Genomic DNA, 18106 nt, shown 5'->3' on the forward strand with positions numbered 1-18106 from the left:
CTAGTGGTTCATCACAGTGGTTTTGACTCTTTGGCGGCAACTGGATAGGCGCGACCGAGTTTGGCGCGGGCTTTGTCGGTTGTGAACATCCATTTGATGCGGTCTCGCGCCTTGTTTCGCTGCCGTTGCCATGCTGCGATTTCTTTTCGAAGCCTTTTGGGATCGTCGATGCGACGGCCGAGACACTGGCGCTGCAGCACGCTGATCTCGCACTCGACCATATTGAGCCAGCTGGCGTGTTTCGGGGTGTAGTGGAACTCGAGGCGGCGCAGGATGCGACGGGCCTCGGCAGGCGCAAATGCCTGATATAGCGCGCCGGCCGTATGAATCGACAGATTGTCCTGCACCACACGGATGCAGGCGGCATTGGGATAGTGGACGTCGACGAGTTCGCGCATGCAGTGCGCGTAGTCGACCGCGGCGCGGTGGTCTGTAACCTTGACATTGCGCCAGCCGCGATGCGGATCGAAGGTGACGAAGAGATTGACGGTACCGTTGCGGCGATATTCGTAATCGTAGCGCTCGCGCTGTCCCGGTTGGGCAGGGATCGGCTGGCGTACCTCGCCGATCAGCTGGACTGGGGTCTCGTCGAAGCAAACCAGGGGCCGCTCGGGATCCGGCGCCTCGGCGTAGAGATCGAGCACATCCTCCATCCGGGCGACGTATTCGCCGTCGACATGAGGAATGCACCACATATCCCGGCGCCACGGCTTGAGGTCGTTGTCGGCCAGCCGGCGGCGCACGGTCTCGCCCGACAGGCTGGCGTGATCGGTGAGCTTGACCATCGCGTCGGCCAGCAATGTCAGCGTCCAGCGTTTGCGGCCGGCGGGCGGCTTGGCGCATGCCGTCGCCACCAGCAGGGCCTCTTCCTTGCCTGTCAGCTTGCGTTCCGCGCCCGGACGCGGCTCCTCACTCAAGGCCCGCTCCAGATTGCCTTCTACGAAACGGCGTTTGGTCCGGCCGACGGTGGAAAGGCTGACCCGGACGGTTCGGGCAATCTCCGCGTCGCAGCTGCCTGAATCGGCCGCCAGCACAATCTGAGCCCGTTTGAGTTTGCGGGCGGAATGCGTGCCGCCGCCGAGCATTGCCGTCAGTTCGTCCCGCTCGGCTTGGCTCAATTCGACCCGATAACGTACATTCATGCTTCGCCTCCTTGTCGGAGGCCGGGACGAATCCAGCTATGAGTCAAAAATCAGGCGCGCACTTCACCGAGAAGCAGGGACACTATCTCGCTTTCATCCATACCTACTCGTACATGTTCGGACAGCCGCCCGCCGAGGCCGACATCCAGCGGCATTTCCGCGTCAGCCCGCCGTCAGTCCACCAGATGATCCTCACCCTCGAACGCAACGGGTTCATTCGTCGCCAGCCCGGCGTCGCTCGAAGCATCGAGATCCTCTTGCCACCCGAAAAGTTGCCTATCCTCGGATGGCTCGGTATCAAAACGTCAAAATCACTGTGATGAACCACTAGTGGCTCTGCACAGTGATTTTGACCGGTTGGATCTGGGGCGGTCAGACTAGCTCCGGCAGGTTTATGGGATCGACGAGAACCTCAATGCTGCGAGGCGTCCTTGGCTGTCTTCTGATGAGGCCGGCGCGTTCCAGCGTCAGCACCATTTGGTGAACCGAGGGCGGGCTGACGCGAAAATATTCCTGCATGTCGGTTTCCGCCGGGGGCCTGCGGTGCAGCCGCGTATAGAGGTGGATGAAGGCAAGGTACTGCCCCTGTTTGGGCGTGAAGGTTTTTGCCGAAGGATTCACGCCGGCCATCCGATTCAGTTGTTCGTGCTCGCCTCGATCAAGGAGGCCGGCATGAATGTACGCTATCGGGTCGAACTGAGCCAAGTCGAGCGCACCGAGCTCAAGACGCTGCTGGGCGGCGGCAAGCATGCGTCCCGCAAGCTCAAGCGGGCCCAGGTTTTGCTGGCTGCCGATGCCGGGGCCAGCGACGAGGAGTTCGCCAGGAGCGTTGGTGTGGGCGGCTCGACCGTGTACCGGACCAAGCGACGCTTCATGGAGGGCAATCTGGAGCGGGCGCTGAGCGAAGAGCCGCGTCCCGGCGCGGAGCGCAAACTCACGGGCAAGGAAGAAGCTCTACTGGTGGCGACCGCCTGTGCCGGTCCGCCCAAGGGCCGCGCCCGCTGGACGCTCAAGCTGCTGGCAGGTGCGATGGTCAAGCTCACCGAGCACAAGAGCCTGTCTCGCGAGACGGTTCGGCGGCGTCTGGCCGAAAATGGTCTCAAACCCTGGCGCAAAGACATGTGGTGTATTCCGCTGGTCGACGGCGAATACGTCGCCCGCATGGAAGACGTGCTCGACCTTTACGCCGAGGCGCCCGACCCCGAGCACCCGGTGGTGTGCTTCGATGAAAGCCCGGTGCAGCTCATCGGCGAGGCGCGTCAGCCAATCCCCGCCGAGCCCGGCCGGCTCGAACGCTACGATTACGAGTATCGTCGCAATGGCACCGTCAACCTCTTCGTCCTGCTCGATGTGCATCGCCCCTGGCGCAAGGTCAAAGTCACCGAGCGGCGTGCGGCAGAAGACTACGCCCAATGCATGCGCGAACTCGTCGACGTCCATTATCCCGACGCCGAGACCATCCGGGTCGTCCAGGACAATCTATCGACCCATTCTGCCGGCGCCCTCTATCAGGCGTTCCCGCCTGCCGAAGCCAGACGGATTTTGCGCCGGCTTGAGTTCCACTACACCCCCAAGCACGCAAGCTGGCTCAACATGGTCGAGATCGAGATCGGCGTCTTACAGGGACAGTGCCTCGATCGCAGGATCGACGACCCCAAGCGACTGCGCCGCGAAATCGCCGCCTGGGAGACCGTTTCCAAAGAGTTCAACTCGCCCAGCCGGTCAACCATTCCCTTGCTCTTGCTCGTGAAGCATGGGCAGGAAACCCTTCGCGACATCTTGGAGGAGTGCCATGTCGCGAGCCCGACGAATTGGCATTTTGAATTTACCGTCAGACCTCCGATCGGTAGAGGCAAGCCTTCTCACACCGACATCATGGTCTTCTCTGCCTCACATTGCCTTGCGGTCGAAGCAAAATGGACCGAGCCATCCTACGAGACCGTTGCTGCCTGGCTCAAGAGGTCCACTCCTAAAAAACAATCAGCTGAGGAAAGCAATCGAGGGAAGGTACTGTCTGGCTGGATCGGACTACTGACGCCAATGGCACAATCGCTCCCGAGAATGTTGTCGATTGCGAGTATCAAATGCTGCATCGGGCTGCGTCGGCCTACGAGGCCGCGCGCACCTGCGGAAAGCGTCCTCAACTCGCCCATTTCAAGTTCACACCGTCAATCGGTTCCACCTCGGCAACGCTCGACTACTATCGGCGAGGCTTAGAGCTACTTTGCGCGCGTCTAGGCAATCTGGTCGAATTTCCGTTCTTCTTGGTAGAAATTCAAATCACTCCGACTGAAAAGTTCTGCGAAATCCAAGCAGTTGCGTAAGGGCGACACCGCAACGGGCCCCTTGGCTCGGCATGCTTTGCAGGATTCTAGGCTGTTTGAATTTGACAGCTATCACGTAGCTCAGATTGGTAGGACGATCTAACCAGCCTCCCAGTCGCATAGTGAGCAGCAGACGAGAAATGATGGAGACTCCAACCTTCGATACGATCTGCTGCGTTAGGAGAGTCGCCTTGGCAACGAAAGAGCAGTTTCAGTTTCGCAAGGAACTCCAGAGGCTCTTGCGCGAGGCCGAACTGCGGGGAGCGCCCTCAATCGAATTGAATTCAGGCACACTCCATCGACAGCTAGGTGGTTATCCAGGGCTCAACCATCAGATGCCCTCCTGCTGCCAAGCTATGTACGACGAGCAAGTTGAGGCTGAAAATCGATCGTTGATCGGCTGAAGAGAACATTAGGCCATATCGATGCCAACGAAACGCAACCTGAGCGTTCTTGCGCCACCAGCTGGAAACGTCGAACTCATCTGCGCTCGGTGCATCGAAATCATGCTCCGTCGAGCCATCGAGAATCTACCGCAAGAGAATTGATGCCCTTGACCTGCCACTGAGTTTTCATCCAGCGGCGGTTAGAGTCTCGGGGGGCGATGCAGCGAGATGGATATTGCGTTGGTGAGATGAGAGAGATTGGTCAGTTAGTGATCGAACGCTGAGAGCCGAATATTTGTGGGCGCGTCGTAGTGAGGATTTCAGAATTCGATTCCGGTACGACTTTGCCGCTTTAGCCGCCTCGGGCGGAGCCTCGCAGTCCGACTCCCAGGAGAAATGATTGAAGTCTGGTATTTTGGAGAACATGCTTGCCTCTTGCTTGATAATAGTGTCGTGGCGAGGACGCATCCTCGCCTTCGCAAAAGGCGCTAATCACGGCGACTGCAGTGCCGACTCACTGCATCTTTTGAGTGGTGATTCTCGACAAATGCTGCCCGTTGGGGTTCCTATAACGATTGGAGAGGCTTTCAAACAAGCCGGACATCTGCTCTGATCGAACAGTAAATTCTCCATAGTTGGGCTCGAAGAGCGTGGTCCTTCCATCCAACGCCGACGTTGCAATTGTGTGTGAGGTACGTTCGGCGAAATACAAACTGAGCAAATACTTCGATCCGTCGTCGGTTATTTTCTTCAGCATGCGCGACATGCTCGAAGGCTCACCGAAGCTGTATGCCTTCTCTTTTCCGGTTGGCGCCAAACCTGCTTCGCGCAATACGGTGTTTTGTGCCTCGAAATCGGCCTGAGATGCTTCTACTCCCTCGCTTAGCAACTGACGTTTGAGGCTCTGATACCGCTGCTGCCGCACAGCCGCTGAGTCGTGCATGTCCGATCCAGGTGTTAGCGCATTCATTCGGGTTGAGGGACTGCTCGTGAGATTTCCGAGCCACTCGGCAGTTAGCCCAACGCAGATTCCGCCTACGTTCGCCTCAGTCAATTCGGCCGTCCTGTATTCGAAAAGGGAGGTACTCGGCCGCGCTGGAGAGGATGTACTGGGGTTGTTTGGATCGTAGGCCTGTGGCGTGCTGACGCAGCACCCCATTTTGTCGGGCAGTTCACCTGGTGGTGGGCTCGTCTGTAGCGCGAGAGCCGCAAGTGTTTCCGTAAAGCTGCCGCTGTCCACGGACTGACTCGGTTCGTGAGCCTGGCTAACGCGTGCGGATGAGTCACTGATTCGATTATACATGGCGATTCGCATCTTCCTTCGGCGCATCTCTTCGCCGAGAGTTCGAGCTGCTTAGGTCCGGTTGCGAATCATAGTCAGACAAGCTGACGAAGAGCTGACGGGCAGCTGTTACCTAGCTTAAGAAAAGGAAGGTCATCGTCATGCTCGGGCCATCCGACAAGCTGGGCGGAGGAAGAGCATCGCTTTTCAGGCTCCGAGGCCAAAGAGAAGCGTGATGAGCGGTGCGGATGAAGCAAGATGGCCGTCGATCGGAGACCACTGAGCCAGTCTCGACGAATTCGTCTGCGAATCCGGGAGAATCATGGCCGCTATACTCAAAATGCTGCACGAGCTGTTCCTCAGTCGGTGCGATACGACTCTTCAGCGAGTGAATAATAATGTGAAGCAAGTGCTCTACCACGACGTTGTCAGCCCGACCCAACATCTACTTCCTTCTTCAGGCGGCAGCTCAGTCGCAATCCGAACAAGCGTAGACCTGGGCAAAACAAGTGGGTCCCGACATGGTCCGGTCCACTTGACGAGCGCGAATACGTGTCAGCGCTTGCAGCCACGAACCATTCTGTGCGTCAGCTGGTTGTCAGCTCTCTCACCTAATTACCGGCAAGCGTTGAGTCTACCGAAATGAACCAGACGCAAACTTTGACGATAGGAGAGAAAAGCGCGTGTATAGCAGAATCACTGGATCGTTCAGCCCATCTACAAGCGGGGGCCAAGCCGAAGAATCAGGGCAGGCACCAGATACCCAGATGTTCAGGGAATCGCTTGCAGGCGCCGCGTCGGGTTCATCGTCGGCGAGGCGGCCGTATTCCCTCACCTCCGAGCCTCCTATCTACGAGATTGACAGCGATACGTTCAGGCAAGAGCTGAGGAACTTCTATGGTGTCGATGTCAAGCACATAGCCGATAATCCACAAGAGTACTCGGATTTCGTGTCCTCAAAAGCCGACAGCACCGCAATGGTCGCTAGAGTCGGCGCGACGGAAAATGACAAGTCGGGTTCGCAGTATTTCAGCTACCAGTTGGGCGATAGGAGTGTCGGGCTTCTGAGGACGGATCCAGGATTCCGCATCAAAGGCGAAGAGTGGCAGCAGGAACACTTTCCGGACCGAAAAAACATCTCATCTGTCGTGGCTCTCCGAGTTACTCATCCGCTGGTTGAGAACGCGGGCGATATTCTGCTCGAACATCAGCTTCGGCTCGACGGCGAGCGGCCTTTGCTGATGTCGCGTCCTTCTAACGATGAAGCGAAGCCCCGTCTGCAGCAGATGGGCTTTGTTGACGTAGGTGAAAACCAGTTCGTGCTTGACCCTAGACGGCATCCGGATAAGTGGACGAAAAACGACCAGGATGAATGGCAGCGGGCAGACAAGCCTCGACTGTATCTCCAAGCGGAGAGCGAGGATCCGATTGAAGGTACCGACGAAGGTTCGTGCGAAGAATATATCGGGTCAGATTCGTCCGGGGACGATCCTTCTTGGTATTTCAATCGGCTCAATTTAGGCCCTCGGATCAACTAGTGCCTCGATACAGAGGTTTTGTCTCGTTGAACCTGGCGTGACTTGGCTGCGGGCGTTGGATAGACGCTCGCCATTTTTGGCGGCCTTCCGGGCCCGTCGCCACCGGCCGGAGTGTCCAATCCAAAGCGGCCGGTGGTCTGCTTCGACGAGAGCCCGATCCAACTCATCGGCGAAGTGCCCCAGCCGATCCCCCGGCCGCGGCTGTGGACAGATTGAGCGCTACAGATCGAGCGCTACAGAGTTCAGCTGTTTACGACCCGCTTCTAAACGACGGCCGGACTAACGCGATCGCACCAACGCACGTGGCTTGCGCGACAACCATATTGGTGTTCGCTGTGTCGACAATTCCCATTGGGCGCGGCAACACATAGGCACGAAAGGCCGAATGCGTTACGGAGTTGGCATGCTTACGCGAGGCGCGTCATCACGGCGGATCAGATACAGTGTTAGAGGGGGGCCGCGCCAGGGTTCTCGACCGGAACGCAACGAGCTTTCCTGCCGACTTAGTCGACGATAACCTTTAAAAGGCTGCTCGGAGCCTGAGCTGTGGACGCTCTGCGCGGCAACATCGTCGATGCGCCGCTTTCGTTGTCTGGTACCCAGGTCGGACACTGATTGCCCGTGCGGTGGAATCGCTTGCCAGCCTCTGGCAGCCTGATCGTCGGGCCCGGCTTCGCCAGCAGAACGCGCCGAGCTTTCTTCTCGGCTTGATGTTCCACGCTCCGGCTGAGCGGGAAAACCACCCCGCCCCCCACTACTTCCGCGCAGGCAGCGTAAGCGGCAAAGAGACCCCGTCTGGCGGAGTGGGTGAGCGATCGGCTATCGGCTGCTGAGTTTGTGAGCCGATGTGAGCTTCTATGTCTGCGCCTAGTTCTGGAACTAGAACCTTCCATATGATCGAAGCGGTCGCCGACCGTCTTGAGGGAGCGCCGCGGCAGCTTCGTCGACGCTGGTCTGAGGAGTTCAAGGCGCAAGTTGTGACGGAGGTGCTGGAGCCTGGCGCGAGCGTATCGGCGATCGCCCGCCGTATCGGCATTCACCCGTCGCAGCTGTTCGCCTGGCGCCGTGACGCTCGGGCCGAGCGGCGTTATCGCTCGCGGCACTCGAGTTGCGAGGGTGTGGTGGCGTCTGCGGCAGGCGCAGTGATCGAGATTGCCATTGGCGAGGTCGTCGTGCGCGCCGGCATAGATGTCGACGAGGCGCACTTGCAGCGAGTGATCCGGGCGGTCCGTTCGGCATGATCCCCTCTGGTGTGAAGGTGTTCTTGGCCAGCCATCCAGTCGACTTCCGCAATTATGCGGAGCGCACGGTTATGCCGAGTCCGCGGCGACAAGAGGGTGCCGGCCGCGGACATTTTGTTGGTCTCACTCCGCATAATCTGTCTTGCGCCCCGCCGTGCTCAGCATGGCCAAGAGCTTGTCGGGTGCGCGGAAGCGGCCGGGCGTCAGCATCGGCGGCGCCATCGCGGCGAGCGCTTCCAGCTTCTCGGTCGGATCGGCGCGCAGGTAGACCTCGGTGCTTTGCAGGCTGGCATGTCCGAGCCAGAGCGATACCTTCCGCACGTCGCGGGTTGCCTGCAGGGTATGCATGGCACAGGTATGCCGCAGCACATGCGGACTGACGCCCTTGTTGGCGAGCGACGTCGCGGCAACTGAGGCCGTGGCGACATGCTTGGCCAGGATGTATTCGAAGCCTGAGCGGGTCATCGCCTGGGCCCGGGCATTGAGGAACAGCTCAGGAGCGGTGCTGGGAGGGCGCACGTTCAGCCACGCCTTTACAGCCGCGGCCGTCTCCTTCCAGAGGGGCAAGACACGCTCGCGACGGCCTTTGCCCATGATGTGCACGCTGGCCATGGTCTGGCGGTCGATTTGATTGAGCCGGAGACCGACCAGCTCCGACACACGCATGCCTGCAGCGAAGGCCAGATGCAGCATCGCTCGGTCGCGGATGCCGGACACGGTGCTTGCGTTGGGCGCGTCCAGCAGCGCTTGCAGCTCGTCACGGGTGAGATAGCCAACGAGCGCCTGATCGGTCTTCTTCATAGGGATCGCATGGATCCGACGCGACTGGTCGAGGCAAGACGGTACCCTGTATTCAAGGTATCGGAAGAACGAGTTGATTGCGGCGAGCCGGGCGTTGCGGGTTCGTGCCGAGTTGCCGCGCTTCTTCTCAAGATGTTCCAGAAATGCCAGGATGAGTGGAGCGTCGAGCAGTTCGATCTCGATCTTCGACGGCTTGATCTTGAGGCGACTGGCGGCGAAGCCGAGCAGGAGCTGGAAGCCCTGCGCATAGGCCTCACAGGTATGCTGGCTCGCCCTGCGCTCCTTGGGTAGATGCTCGCGCAGGTAGCTGCTCAGATAGGGAGCGAGTGCGGTCATGCGGCGCCTCCCATGAGCAATGCCTCACCGGCCTCAGCGATCTGGCTCATCAGGACTGGCGTCGCCTGCAAATACCAATAGGTATCGGTCACGTGCGCGTGGCCGAGGTAGGTACTGAGCGCCACGATATGGCGAGCAACCACAGTATGATCGTGGCGGCACTGCTCGAGCGAGCGGACCGCGAAGGTGTGGCGCAGATCGTGGATGCGCGGGTCACGCCCGGCGTTTGCGCCCCTGAGATTGGCACGATCGAGGAGCTGCAGGAAAATCATTCGCACAGTGTTGTAGGGCAAGGCTCTTCCGGCAACCGATACGAACAGCGCACGATCCGCGGTGATGAGCGACTGGCGGGCGACCAGATATTCATCGAGGGCCTGCCGTGTCGTCGTGTGCAGCGGCAAGAGCCGGCTCTTCTGGAACTTGGTCTCTCGGATGACGAGCCCGTCTGTGGTCACGTCGTCGAGCTGCAGTGCCAATGCTTCCGCGATCCGCATGCCGGTCGCGGCGAGCAGGCCGAACAGCGTTCCGTACATGGTTGGTCTGATCGAGCCCGCCGGCTCGAGTGCCGCGGCAGCGCGAAGCAAGCGTGCGATCTCGTCCACACTGTAGATATACGGCGACCGCCGCTTGGCGACGGCGTGACCAAGCGCATCCGCCGCCGAGACCTGATGGCGCGGATTCTCGGCGTGCATCGCCAGCGCGAAGCGTCGCACGGTGAGCAACCGGTTGCGGCGCTGCTCCGGGGATGGCGCAAGTGCGGCCCATGTGAGGACACGAGCGCTCTTGATAAACCGGTCGCCGCTCTCCTCGGCGAAGGCGACGAAGCCCCTCAACAAGATGTGCTGGACGCGGAACTTGAACCCGAGCGAACGCTGCTGGTCCACGTATCGTGCAAGATCTTGGCTCAGCATCACGCGTCTCCCGGCCAGGGCTGCGCAACCTGCTGCAGCATCAAAACATCGATCTTGGCGTAATGCGCGGTCATATCCAGCGAGCGGTGGCGCAGCACGGTGCTAACCATGTCGAGCGTCGCTCCGCCCCGCAGCATGGCAGTCGCGGCCGAATGCCGGAGCAGGTTGGCGCCCTTCGTCGGGGCGGCAATGCCGCCTCTGTCGAGCGCTCGGCACACGATGTTCGAAACGGTCGATCCACGTAGCGGTCGGAACGGAGCATTCGCCATGAGGAACACCTCATCGCGGGCGGCGCACGGCCGGCCCTCCTTCAGGTAGGCGAGCACAGCATCGCCCGCATCCTGAGGCAGCGGAAGCCTCGTCTCTCTGCGGCCCTTGCCGCGAACGGTGATCGTCGCCTGCTGCCAATCGATGGTATCGAGACGAAGTGCAACCACGTCGCCAGCCCGCAAGCCCAGACGCGCCAGCAGAAGCAGGACGGCTCGATCGCGAGCGCCGGCCGGTGTCGTCAGGTCACACGTCGCGATCAACCGCTCAACCTCGGCCACGCTGATGTAGCTGGGTAACGCCGACAGCCGCCATTGCGGAATCGTCGGCACGGCGTGCTCGAGCCCAGCCCGGCATAGGCCCCGCGCGCCCAGGAACCGCAGATATCCTCTGAGCGCCATCGTCATGGTCTTCACGTAGGCCAGCGACGCCCGCTTTGTCTCCGCAAGGATCACGTCGCGAATGAGTTGAGCGGTCCAGCTTCGCCGGCTACCGCCGAGCGCCGGGAGGAGCCGCATGACCATGCGGCCGTGCCGACCTATCGTCAGCTCTGTGATGCCGCGATGCTGCCGCAGCCAGTCCTGGAACTCGACCACCCGCCGGTCGAACGCTGGTGCGGCGACCTTTGCCGTGCGTCGGACAATCCCGCGCTCACCGAGGAACTCGACGAACCGACGCACCCGCCTCACGTACTTCTCGGACACGCCCTTCTCGCGGCGAATGCCGGGGCATCGACAGCGATGTCGAGCGAACCGATCGATCACAGCATCATCGATGTCGGCGACCGCGACCCTGGCCAGCCGCAGCCACTGCCCGAGGTGACGGGCTGCGGCGTCATAGCCGCTCACCGTCAGGCCCGTGTGCCCCAACTGCGATAACTGGCGCGTGAACTCCGCCACGTGCGGAGCGAGATTACCCGCATCCATGCAGCGCTGCTTGTTGCAGCGACCCTCGTTCAACTTGGCCATTCCCCGACTTCCTTCTCGTTGCCATGAAGACAGCGAGGAAGGCTCCGAATTATGCGGAGCCAGGAAGCGGGCACTGAGCACTAAACTGTTGATAACAGGGCGGGCCTCGAATCGGTCATCCGCGGACCTGGCATAATCGTGCGCTCCGCATAATAGAGAGCGTTTTTAGATTGGCGGCGCGTGGTTCGGTACCCAACACGATCACTCGCGAGGGGCGCCGGTAATCTAAAAACGTGTTGGACGAAGCCGCGGGCACGCCGCTGCAGCTATGGGTGTTGAATCACTGCGCCGTCATTTGTGAAACGTCGTGATCTGGACTGGAGACAAGTCCAAAGCGGACATTATCACGAAAGTACTGGGTGGAAGCGACATCTGGAAGCGAAGTAGCCGAAAAATGCGAAGCGCCGGAGGTTTGACGTCGGAAGAAGACAACAGGGCATCGATCGGCTGCCACGGCGGCCGGAAGAATTGCGAAATGGAAGGTGGCGGTTTTGGGTTGATCGAGATCTCGCATCAAGAAGTGTCCGGTGAGCGAGCGGCACTGAACGAACCTGGCTGCAAGACCTCGACGCACACCATGTGGCCTTGATGACAGGATGGACATTGACGCAAGGAAGCGGCATTGCAGTGCTCAGCCTTCTCGGGGCAATCGGATGGCTCTTCCGGCTCCGAACGAGCATCGGCGGATATCATTCCGAGCAGTTCACGGCAGCGAGCGAGCTTTTGCTTGCGGTAGCGGTTACCCAGAAGACCATAGTGGCGAATACGTTTGAAGCCTTCGGGCAGGACATGGATGAGGAAACGCCGAATGAACTCCCCAGCGTCCAGCGTCATTACTTTCTGCTGGCTTCGGTGGCGGTAATCCTTCCATCTAAAGCGTACTTTGCCGTCTTCGATATCGATGACACGGCTGTTGCTGATCGCTACCCGATGCGTATAGCGGCCGACATAGTGCACAACCTGTTCGGCGCTGCCAAATGGCGGCTTGGCGTAGATGACCCAATTGATTCTGCGGACATCGTTCAGATAACGCTGAAACGCAGCCGGATCACGCAACGGTTCCAGCGACGAGAAGAATTGTAGCTCGCCGGTATCGAACGACTTTTGCAAGGCGCTGAGAAATAGGCGCCGGAACAGACGGGAAAGCACGGCCACGGGAAGAAAGAAGCCGGGCCGGCACGCGATCCAGCGGCTGCCATCCGGGGACAGTCCTCCTCCAGGAACGACGCAATGGAGGTGGGGATGGTGAAGGAGGTTCTGGCCCCAAGTATGAAGGACAGAAAAGAACCCGATCTCCGCACCGAGGTGCTTGGGGTCGGCAGCGATAGTCCGCAAAGTCTCTGCAGCTGTGCGGAACATAATATCGTACACGGTGCCGGCATTCTGGAATGCGATCGCTGCGATTTGATCGGGTATGGTGAAAACAACGTGAAAGTACTGCGTATCGAGAAGCTCCGCTTGTCGGGCCTCGATCCATTCTGCCCGCACGAGCGATTGGCACTTGGGGCAGTTGCGCGAGCGGCAGCTATTGTAAGAGATCCGCCGCTCTCCGCAGTGATCGCACTGCTCGACATGGCCACCGAGCGCGGCCGTTCGGCAGCGCTCGATCGCCGTCATTGCTGCACGTCGTTCGGTCGATAGAGACCTCCAGTGCTGCTCGCGCCAGGCAGCACCATAGCGGCGGAAGATATCCGCCACTTCCGGACCTGAGCGTCCCATGGGGCCGCCGTCAGAAATGTTCAGGCGGCGGCGGTGGTGGTGCCTTAGGGATTGGGCGCGGCAGCAGCTCCAGCGGGCTGGTCGCCGCGCAGACTTTGTTCGTGGCTATCCGGAGGTATTGCGCGGTTGTGGACAGGCTGCGATGGCCAAGCAAGAGCTGGATGGTGCGAAGATCGGTGCCGGCTTCGAGTAGATGAACGGCGAAGGCATGCCGCAGCGAATGCGGCGTCACGGGCTTGGCAAGGCCGGCTAACCGATGCGCCTTGCTGCAGGCGTCCTGCACCGCGTTGGTCGATATCGGCTCGTTGGGGATACCGCCGGGAAACATCCACGTCCTCGGCCGGACGGCGCGCCAATAGTCGGTCAGTGTCTCCAGCAACCGTGCCGAGAGCATGACGTAACGGTCCTTCTTCCCCTTGCCTTGATCGACGCGTAGCACCATCCGCCGTCGGTCGATGGCCCCCGGCTTTAGGCGTACCGCTTCGGAAATGCGCAGACCGGCGGCGTAGCATGTTGTCAGGATCACTTGATGCTTGAGGCTCTCCACGCAGCCGAGGAAGTGCAGCACCTCTTCGGGGCTGAGGATGACGGCGAGTGTCTTGGGCGCCTTTGGACACGGAATGATGAGGTCGAAATCCCATTCGAAGCCGAGCGTGACACGGTACAAGAAACGGAGCGCTGAGACGGTCACGTGGATCGACTTCGGCGCCAGCTTCTTCTCGTTCGTCAGATAGACTTGGTAGGCGCGGACATCTTCCGGCCCAAGCAAAGCCGGTGACTTCGCAAAATGGCGGGCGAACTGCGAAACCTGCAGCAGATAGCAATCCTGCGTATGCGGTGACAAGTTGCGGATCTGCATGTCGTTTATCATGCGTAACCGAAGCGGGGTCATTGAAGGCTCCTTGGCAAAAAGACGAAAACTGCCGAGGGCAGCAACGCCATCTTGCTCGAAGCCAAGCCTATGATCGCTGCAAATTACGTCTCACCATGGCACGCCAAAGCAGTTACAGTTGCTTCAGCCGCATTCCGTCATCCGACGATGGGCCGCTCTTGCCGAGTGTTCTGCCGCGGAGCGGCTTCGTCCAATTCCGGTTATGCGGTGCACCGCATAACCGCAAGGGTATCGATGGCCTTGTTGCGCTTGTGCGCGATGCCGGCTCAGATCCGTTCGACGGTGCGCTCTACGTGTTCCGGGCCAAAAGAGCCGACAGAATAAAGATCGTATGGTGGGATGGCTCCGGGGTGTGCCTCTATTTAAAACGTCTTGAGAAGGCGAAGTTCTGCTGGCCGCGGATCGGGCATCATCGGGTGCAGATGAATCCTACGCAGTTGATGGCGCTGGTGGATGGGATGGACTGGAAGCGGGTCCGGACCGTGGCGGTCAAGCCGCCGGAGATTGTTGGGTAAAAGCACTGCGGCGAAGTGAATCAGCGGCCTGAAAGGGCAAGAGACGCGGAGCAAAATGTGCTCTAGTCGGGTCAATGACGCCGCCCGATCTCAGCCTCCCGAATGACGTAGAGACGCTGAAGGCCATGGTGCTTGCCATGGCCGAGAAGGCGGCCCGCGCCGATGCTCTGGAGAGCGAGGTCGCCGATCTCAAGGCGCGCAACGCCGATGCCGATGCGCGCATCGAGCGGCTGACGCAGATCCTGAAGGCCTTCGACCGCGCCCGGTTCGGCCGACGATCGGAAAAGCTCGGCTCTGCGAACGGCGACGATGAACAGCAGGCCTTGGTCTTCGAGGAAATCGAGACCGGCATCGCTGCGATCAAAGCCCAGGTCAGCAAGGGCCGTGAGCAAGCGGACGGCAAGCGTGCACCGCGTCGGCGCAAGGGCTTTGCGCCCCATCTGGAACGGATCGAAACTGTCATTGAGCCGGAAGAGCTGGCTGAGCATGCCGGTAAGCAGAAGGTGCTGATCGGCGAGGACGTGTCGGAGCGTCTGGATGTGGTGCCGGCGAAGTTCCGGGTGATCGTCACGCGCCGTCCCAAGTATGCCTTCAAGAACGCGGACGGCGTCATCCAGGCGCCGGCACCGGCCCATATCATTGAAGGAGGCATTCCGAGGGAAGCGCTTCTGGCCCAGATCGCCGTCGCCAAATATGCCGATGGCCAGCCGCTCTACCGGCAGGAGGCGATCTACGCCCGCGACAAGGTTGAACTCGACCGCCAGTTGATGGCGCAATGGATGGGCAAGCTCGGCTTCGAGCTCGAGATCGTGGCCGACTACGTCTTCAGCGAGGTCAAAAAGGCCGAACGGGTCTTTGCCGACGAAACCACCCTGCCGACGCTTGCTCCCGGCTCCGGATCAACGAAGACGGCCTACTTATGGGCCTATGCCAGGGATGACCGAACATTTGGCCGCAGCGGTCCCCCGATGGTGGCTTATCGCTTCGAAGACAGCCGCTCCGGCGAATGCGCGGTCCGGCATCTCAATGGTTATCGCGCATCCTGCAAGTGGATGGCTATGCCGCCTATAACAAGCTCGCGCGATCCGACCGCGGCAATGATGGCATCACATTGGCTGGCTGCTGGTCACACAGCAGACGCAAGTTCCACGAGCTGCATGTTGCAGGCAGCTCGAGAGTGGCAACGACGACGGTCGAGCAGATGGCAAGGCTCTGGCAGGTCGAAAAAACCGTGCGGGGTCAAAGCCCCGACGCGCGCGTTGCTGCGCGCCAGAAAGCCTCCGCGGCGATCGTCGCAGATCTCTTCGACCTCTGGCAGCAGACCTTGCGACGGATCTCCGGAAAATCAAAACTGGCCGAGGCGATCCGCTATGCCGTCTCGCGCCGTGCCATCTTCGATCGCTTCCTGACCGATGGTCGCATCGAGCTCGACTCCAACATCGTCGAACGCGCCATCAGGCCACAAACAATTACGAGAAAGAATAGCCTCTTCGCGGGCAGCGACGGCGGCGGACAAACCTGGGCGACCGTCGCAACACTGCTGCAGACAGCGAAAATGAACAACCTCGATCCGTTCGCCTGGCTCGCCCTAACACTTCAGCGTATCGCCAACGGTTGGCCGAGCAATGAAATCGACGCGCTTATGCCATGGAACCGCGCGGTGTGACAGCCTCAGCTTGCCCTTACAGGGCAGCCGCGAGGCGGCGATGTATACCGACGGAGGGATAGGCTCGCGTGTCGCGCGAGCCATCACCCGGGTGGGGCGCTATGCGAGCAGAGGACGACTCTAAATCTTGAGGCTCAGAGCGCATTCGCTCCAGGACAGAACTGAACGATCGACGGCCTTCTCCGGGGCCAAGACCTGATTCAGCGGCAGAGCCCTCCGCGCCCTCAGTGCCGTCGGCTCTAACGTCCGAAATGTGCGACTTCCCAGGTCGACTAATGCCGGTCATCATCCAGCCCCGGTGCAGAGGAATGCGTAGCCTTTAATCTTTGGAACTCTTGGTGCACTAGGCACGCTGTGTCAGCCTCGAAGCATCCGTTCCAGTGGCGACATCGAAAGTATCAGAGCGCCTTCCTTTTGCGCGCGGACGCTAGACCGTGACGTCGTAACATCCAACCAACTGCGAAGGGCTCGATAGTCTGGAGATTTCAGACGTCTCCACTGATATGTGTCGATAGTGAGAGATTTGCGAGCTCCGGTAAGAGGCAGTACGCAGCTCGTGAAAGGATAGCGCAACGGCGCGATCGCGCCTCTCCATCCAGAGCCACTTCGTTGGAGAACAAGCAATTTGATCCCTTCTGCTTCTGATACAAAATTGCTCTTGTGGCTCGCCCGTGCAAGATGATCCACAATTGAGCCGACACGCGCCCACCTACGCACTTGCCGTCTACGCGAAGAGCGGAGGTGACGAAATACGACGAGTAGCACATCGAGCATAGGCGACAGCATCCTTCCAGCCAACGGGCAAATGAGATCTCGCTTCAAGGGCGGTTTTTGATGAAGAACTCGCGCCCCGCAATTCAAAGGATACCCTGGAACGAAGGGCTGTGATGGTACTGTCGCGTTTCATCACCTTATATAGATGAAACGGAACCGTGTAACTCAGCGCCCGTTAATGCACTCTCTGTTTCGCGCAAGCAGCGTTGAGAAATGGCGATGATTGTTCTCAACCTTTGTACATTCAATACGACGGGCCATCGAGGGGGCTTGAATCGCACGTAACGCTAGATTGTAGGATACTAAACGAAGTGGTGCCTTCCAGACAGGGAACCAGAATTGCGAACATCTGAAGCTCTTAATCTCGCACCGCTGGATTCCATTGAACTGAAGTTCGTCCAGTGCTTCCAGGAGCCCCGTCATCGACCTGTTCTCTGGGCCGGAGAAAGCGCGACCGCCGTTCCTTGGAAGCGGAAACGGATGAGCAGTTCGAGATCAGGGCCCGCTGTGTTCGCGTCACCCTTGCCGGACGAGAAGGGAATCTTAGTCGAAGTTCGACATCCGATCGTTTCGCCGTGCCGGCGACGAAGGAGCCCAACCCACATGCGCCAGGACACCGCTGCCGAACCGGACCGCCAATGGTCCGATATCCGCGATGGGCCGTAGCATCGGGGCGTACTCGACATGACTTTATGTCGGGCTTGCCGGCGTGCGACTTGTAGCTCACCGTCCATCGAGGTTCCCTTCGTGTAGCCGCAGCGCAGTGTTTGTTTCGGCTTGAGTTAGCGACCGATCATCGGCCACCTAAGGGTACGATCACCTTCCTCCGCGCCGGCAAACTCGCATCTTTTCATGACTGAGCGATGCACCAGATCGTCGATGCCACACCAGGGTTAGCCGCGGCTTCAAGGCCAACATCGAGAGCTCCTAATGTCGATGTCTCTTGTCGGTCAGCTGCGAGTGCAGCCATCTGTCTTGTACTTTGGTTTCCACTGCGCCTGCTGCAGACATTGATATCGCCATGGCCGGTCCGACGATCGGAAGCGTCGCCGCGACTGGCGCACAGATGCGCGATGAGCTGCCATGGCCAGGACTTCCTTGCCCTGATCGCGATCTACGTACCGCTACAAAGGTCGCAACGGCCGTCGGAAAGGACGTATTTGATCGACAGCAGGCCATTGAAAGCGCCAATCGGCGAACACCGGATCGGATCAAGTTGGTCGTTATCCCGCCCTTGTGTGCTGATCTGATCCCGGCTTCCGACATCTATGTGGAAACGGGACTGTTCAATTGGCGCGGCTCATATTCGGCGGTGATGACCGTTGTGGCTTAGCGTGACTTGAT

Annotated in this window: 15 protein-coding genes and 3 pseudogenes; 9 read left to right on the plus strand and 9 right to left on the minus strand. The window is 59.8% G+C overall.

The window, feature by feature from the left end; genetic code table 11:
- Nucleotides 1-11: 11 nt before the first annotated feature.
- Nucleotides 12-1142, minus strand: a complete 1131-nt coding sequence (locus AXW67_RS26065) for an IS630 family transposase (RefSeq protein WP_063675747.1) — start codon at nucleotides 1140-1142, stop codon at nucleotides 12-14.
- A 38-nt stretch (nucleotides 1143-1180) separates the two neighbouring features.
- On the opposite strand from AXW67_RS26065, the gene AXW67_RS26070 reads away from it, so the two are divergent.
- Complete coding sequence (locus tag AXW67_RS26070; protein WP_063675745.1) at nucleotides 1181-1462, plus strand: LexA family protein; 282 nt, start codon at nucleotides 1181-1183, stop codon at nucleotides 1460-1462.
- Between the two features lie 52 nt (nucleotides 1463-1514).
- On the opposite strand, the gene AXW67_RS26075 is transcribed toward AXW67_RS26070, so the two are convergent.
- Nucleotides 1515-1847: a LexA family protein gene (locus AXW67_RS26075; protein ID WP_347336760.1), complete on the minus strand. Its 333-nt coding sequence runs from the start codon at nucleotides 1845-1847 to the stop codon at nucleotides 1515-1517.
- Here AXW67_RS26075 and AXW67_RS26080 point away from each other — a divergent pair.
- From AXW67_RS26080 to AXW67_RS42185, 3 genes and pseudogenes are all read left to right on the plus strand, one after another.
- Nucleotides 1815-2831, plus strand: a pseudogene (locus AXW67_RS26080) (IS630 family transposase); the annotation flags it as partial. The gene AXW67_RS26075 and the pseudogene AXW67_RS26080 sit on opposite strands and share 33 nt — an antisense overlap.
- A gap of 21 nt (nucleotides 2832-2852) precedes the next feature.
- A pseudogene (locus AXW67_RS45180) lies at nucleotides 2853-3359 on the plus strand (DUF6946 family protein); the annotation flags it as partial.
- Between the two features lie 298 nt (nucleotides 3360-3657).
- Nucleotides 3658-3870 (plus strand): hypothetical protein, encoded by a 213-nt coding sequence (locus AXW67_RS42185; RefSeq protein WP_136624282.1) that lies wholly within the window; start codon nucleotides 3658-3660, stop codon nucleotides 3868-3870.
- 496 nt (nucleotides 3871-4366) lie between these two features.
- On the opposite strand, the gene AXW67_RS26085 is transcribed toward AXW67_RS42185, so the two are convergent.
- Nucleotides 4367-5182, minus strand: a complete 816-nt coding sequence (locus AXW67_RS26085) for a YopT-type cysteine protease domain-containing protein (RefSeq protein ID WP_347336761.1) — start codon at nucleotides 5180-5182, stop codon at nucleotides 4367-4369.
- Nucleotides 5183-5901: 719 nt separating this feature from the next.
- Here AXW67_RS26085 and AXW67_RS26090 point away from each other — a divergent pair.
- Together AXW67_RS26090 and AXW67_RS26095 are read left to right on the plus strand one after the other, a co-directional pair.
- Nucleotides 5902-6672, plus strand: coding sequence for a hypothetical protein (locus tag AXW67_RS26090; RefSeq protein ID WP_063680214.1), 771 nt, complete (start codon nucleotides 5902-5904; stop codon nucleotides 6670-6672).
- Nucleotides 6673-7565: 893 nt separating this feature from the next.
- Nucleotides 7566-7913 carry a transposase gene (locus AXW67_RS26095; protein WP_063680215.1) on the plus strand — a complete coding sequence of 116 codons (348 nt, stop codon included), beginning with the start codon at nucleotides 7566-7568 and terminating at the stop codon, nucleotides 7911-7913.
- Between the two features lie 123 nt (nucleotides 7914-8036).
- Here AXW67_RS26095 and AXW67_RS26100 read toward each other — a convergent pair whose 3' ends face one another.
- From AXW67_RS26100 to AXW67_RS26125, 6 genes are all read right to left on the minus strand, one after another.
- Nucleotides 8037-9050, minus strand: a complete 1014-nt coding sequence (locus tag AXW67_RS26100; RefSeq protein WP_063680216.1) for a tyrosine-type recombinase/integrase — start codon at nucleotides 9048-9050, stop codon at nucleotides 8037-8039.
- Nucleotides 9047-9961 carry a tyrosine-type recombinase/integrase gene (locus tag AXW67_RS26105; RefSeq protein ID WP_063680217.1) on the minus strand — a complete coding sequence of 305 codons (915 nt, stop codon included), beginning with the start codon at nucleotides 9959-9961 and terminating at the stop codon, nucleotides 9047-9049. The genes AXW67_RS26100 and AXW67_RS26105 overlap by 4 nt, the downstream gene beginning before the upstream one ends.
- Nucleotides 9961-11196 (minus strand): tyrosine-type recombinase/integrase, encoded by a 1236-nt coding sequence (locus AXW67_RS26110; protein ID WP_063680218.1) that lies wholly within the window; start codon nucleotides 11194-11196, stop codon nucleotides 9961-9963. The genes AXW67_RS26105 and AXW67_RS26110 overlap by 1 nt, the downstream gene beginning before the upstream one ends.
- A gap of 280 nt (nucleotides 11197-11476) precedes the next feature.
- Entirely contained in the window at nucleotides 11477-11710 is a 234-nt protein-coding gene (locus AXW67_RS42190; RefSeq protein WP_145927876.1) for a hypothetical protein, read from the minus strand.
- On the minus strand, nucleotides 11710-12915 hold the full coding sequence (locus AXW67_RS40885) for an IS91 family transposase (RefSeq protein ID WP_082908053.1): 1206 nt from the start codon (nucleotides 12913-12915) through the stop codon (nucleotides 11710-11712). The genes AXW67_RS42190 and AXW67_RS40885 overlap by 1 nt, the downstream gene beginning before the upstream one ends.
- Nucleotides 12916-12925: 10 nt before the next feature.
- The gene (locus AXW67_RS26125; protein ID WP_063680221.1) at nucleotides 12926-13807 is read right to left on the minus strand and encodes a site-specific integrase; all 882 of its coding nucleotides are present in this window, start codon (nucleotides 13805-13807) and stop codon (nucleotides 12926-12928) included.
- On the opposite strand from AXW67_RS26125, the gene tnpB reads away from it, so the two are divergent.
- The 3 genes and pseudogenes from tnpB (at nucleotide 13807) to AXW67_RS26140 (ending at nucleotide 18095) form a co-directional block, all read left to right on the plus strand.
- Nucleotides 13807-14322, plus strand: coding sequence for an IS66 family insertion sequence element accessory protein TnpB (gene tnpB, locus AXW67_RS26130; RefSeq protein WP_145927877.1), 516 nt, complete (start codon nucleotides 13807-13809; stop codon nucleotides 14320-14322). The two genes, AXW67_RS26125 and tnpB, sit on opposite strands and share 1 nt — an antisense overlap.
- Before the next feature lie 74 nt (nucleotides 14323-14396).
- Nucleotides 14397-15988, plus strand: a pseudogene (gene tnpC, locus AXW67_RS26135) (IS66 family transposase).
- A gap of 1795 nt (nucleotides 15989-17783) precedes the next feature.
- Nucleotides 17784-18095, plus strand: coding sequence for a type 1 periplasmic-binding domain-containing protein (locus AXW67_RS26140; protein WP_063680222.1), 312 nt, complete (start codon nucleotides 17784-17786; stop codon nucleotides 18093-18095).
- Nucleotides 18096-18106 lie beyond the last annotated feature (11 nt).

The sequence above is a fragment of the Bradyrhizobium neotropicale genome, from assembly GCF_001641695.1.
Taxonomy (GTDB): Bacteria; Pseudomonadota; Alphaproteobacteria; order Rhizobiales; family Xanthobacteraceae; genus Bradyrhizobium; species Bradyrhizobium neotropicale.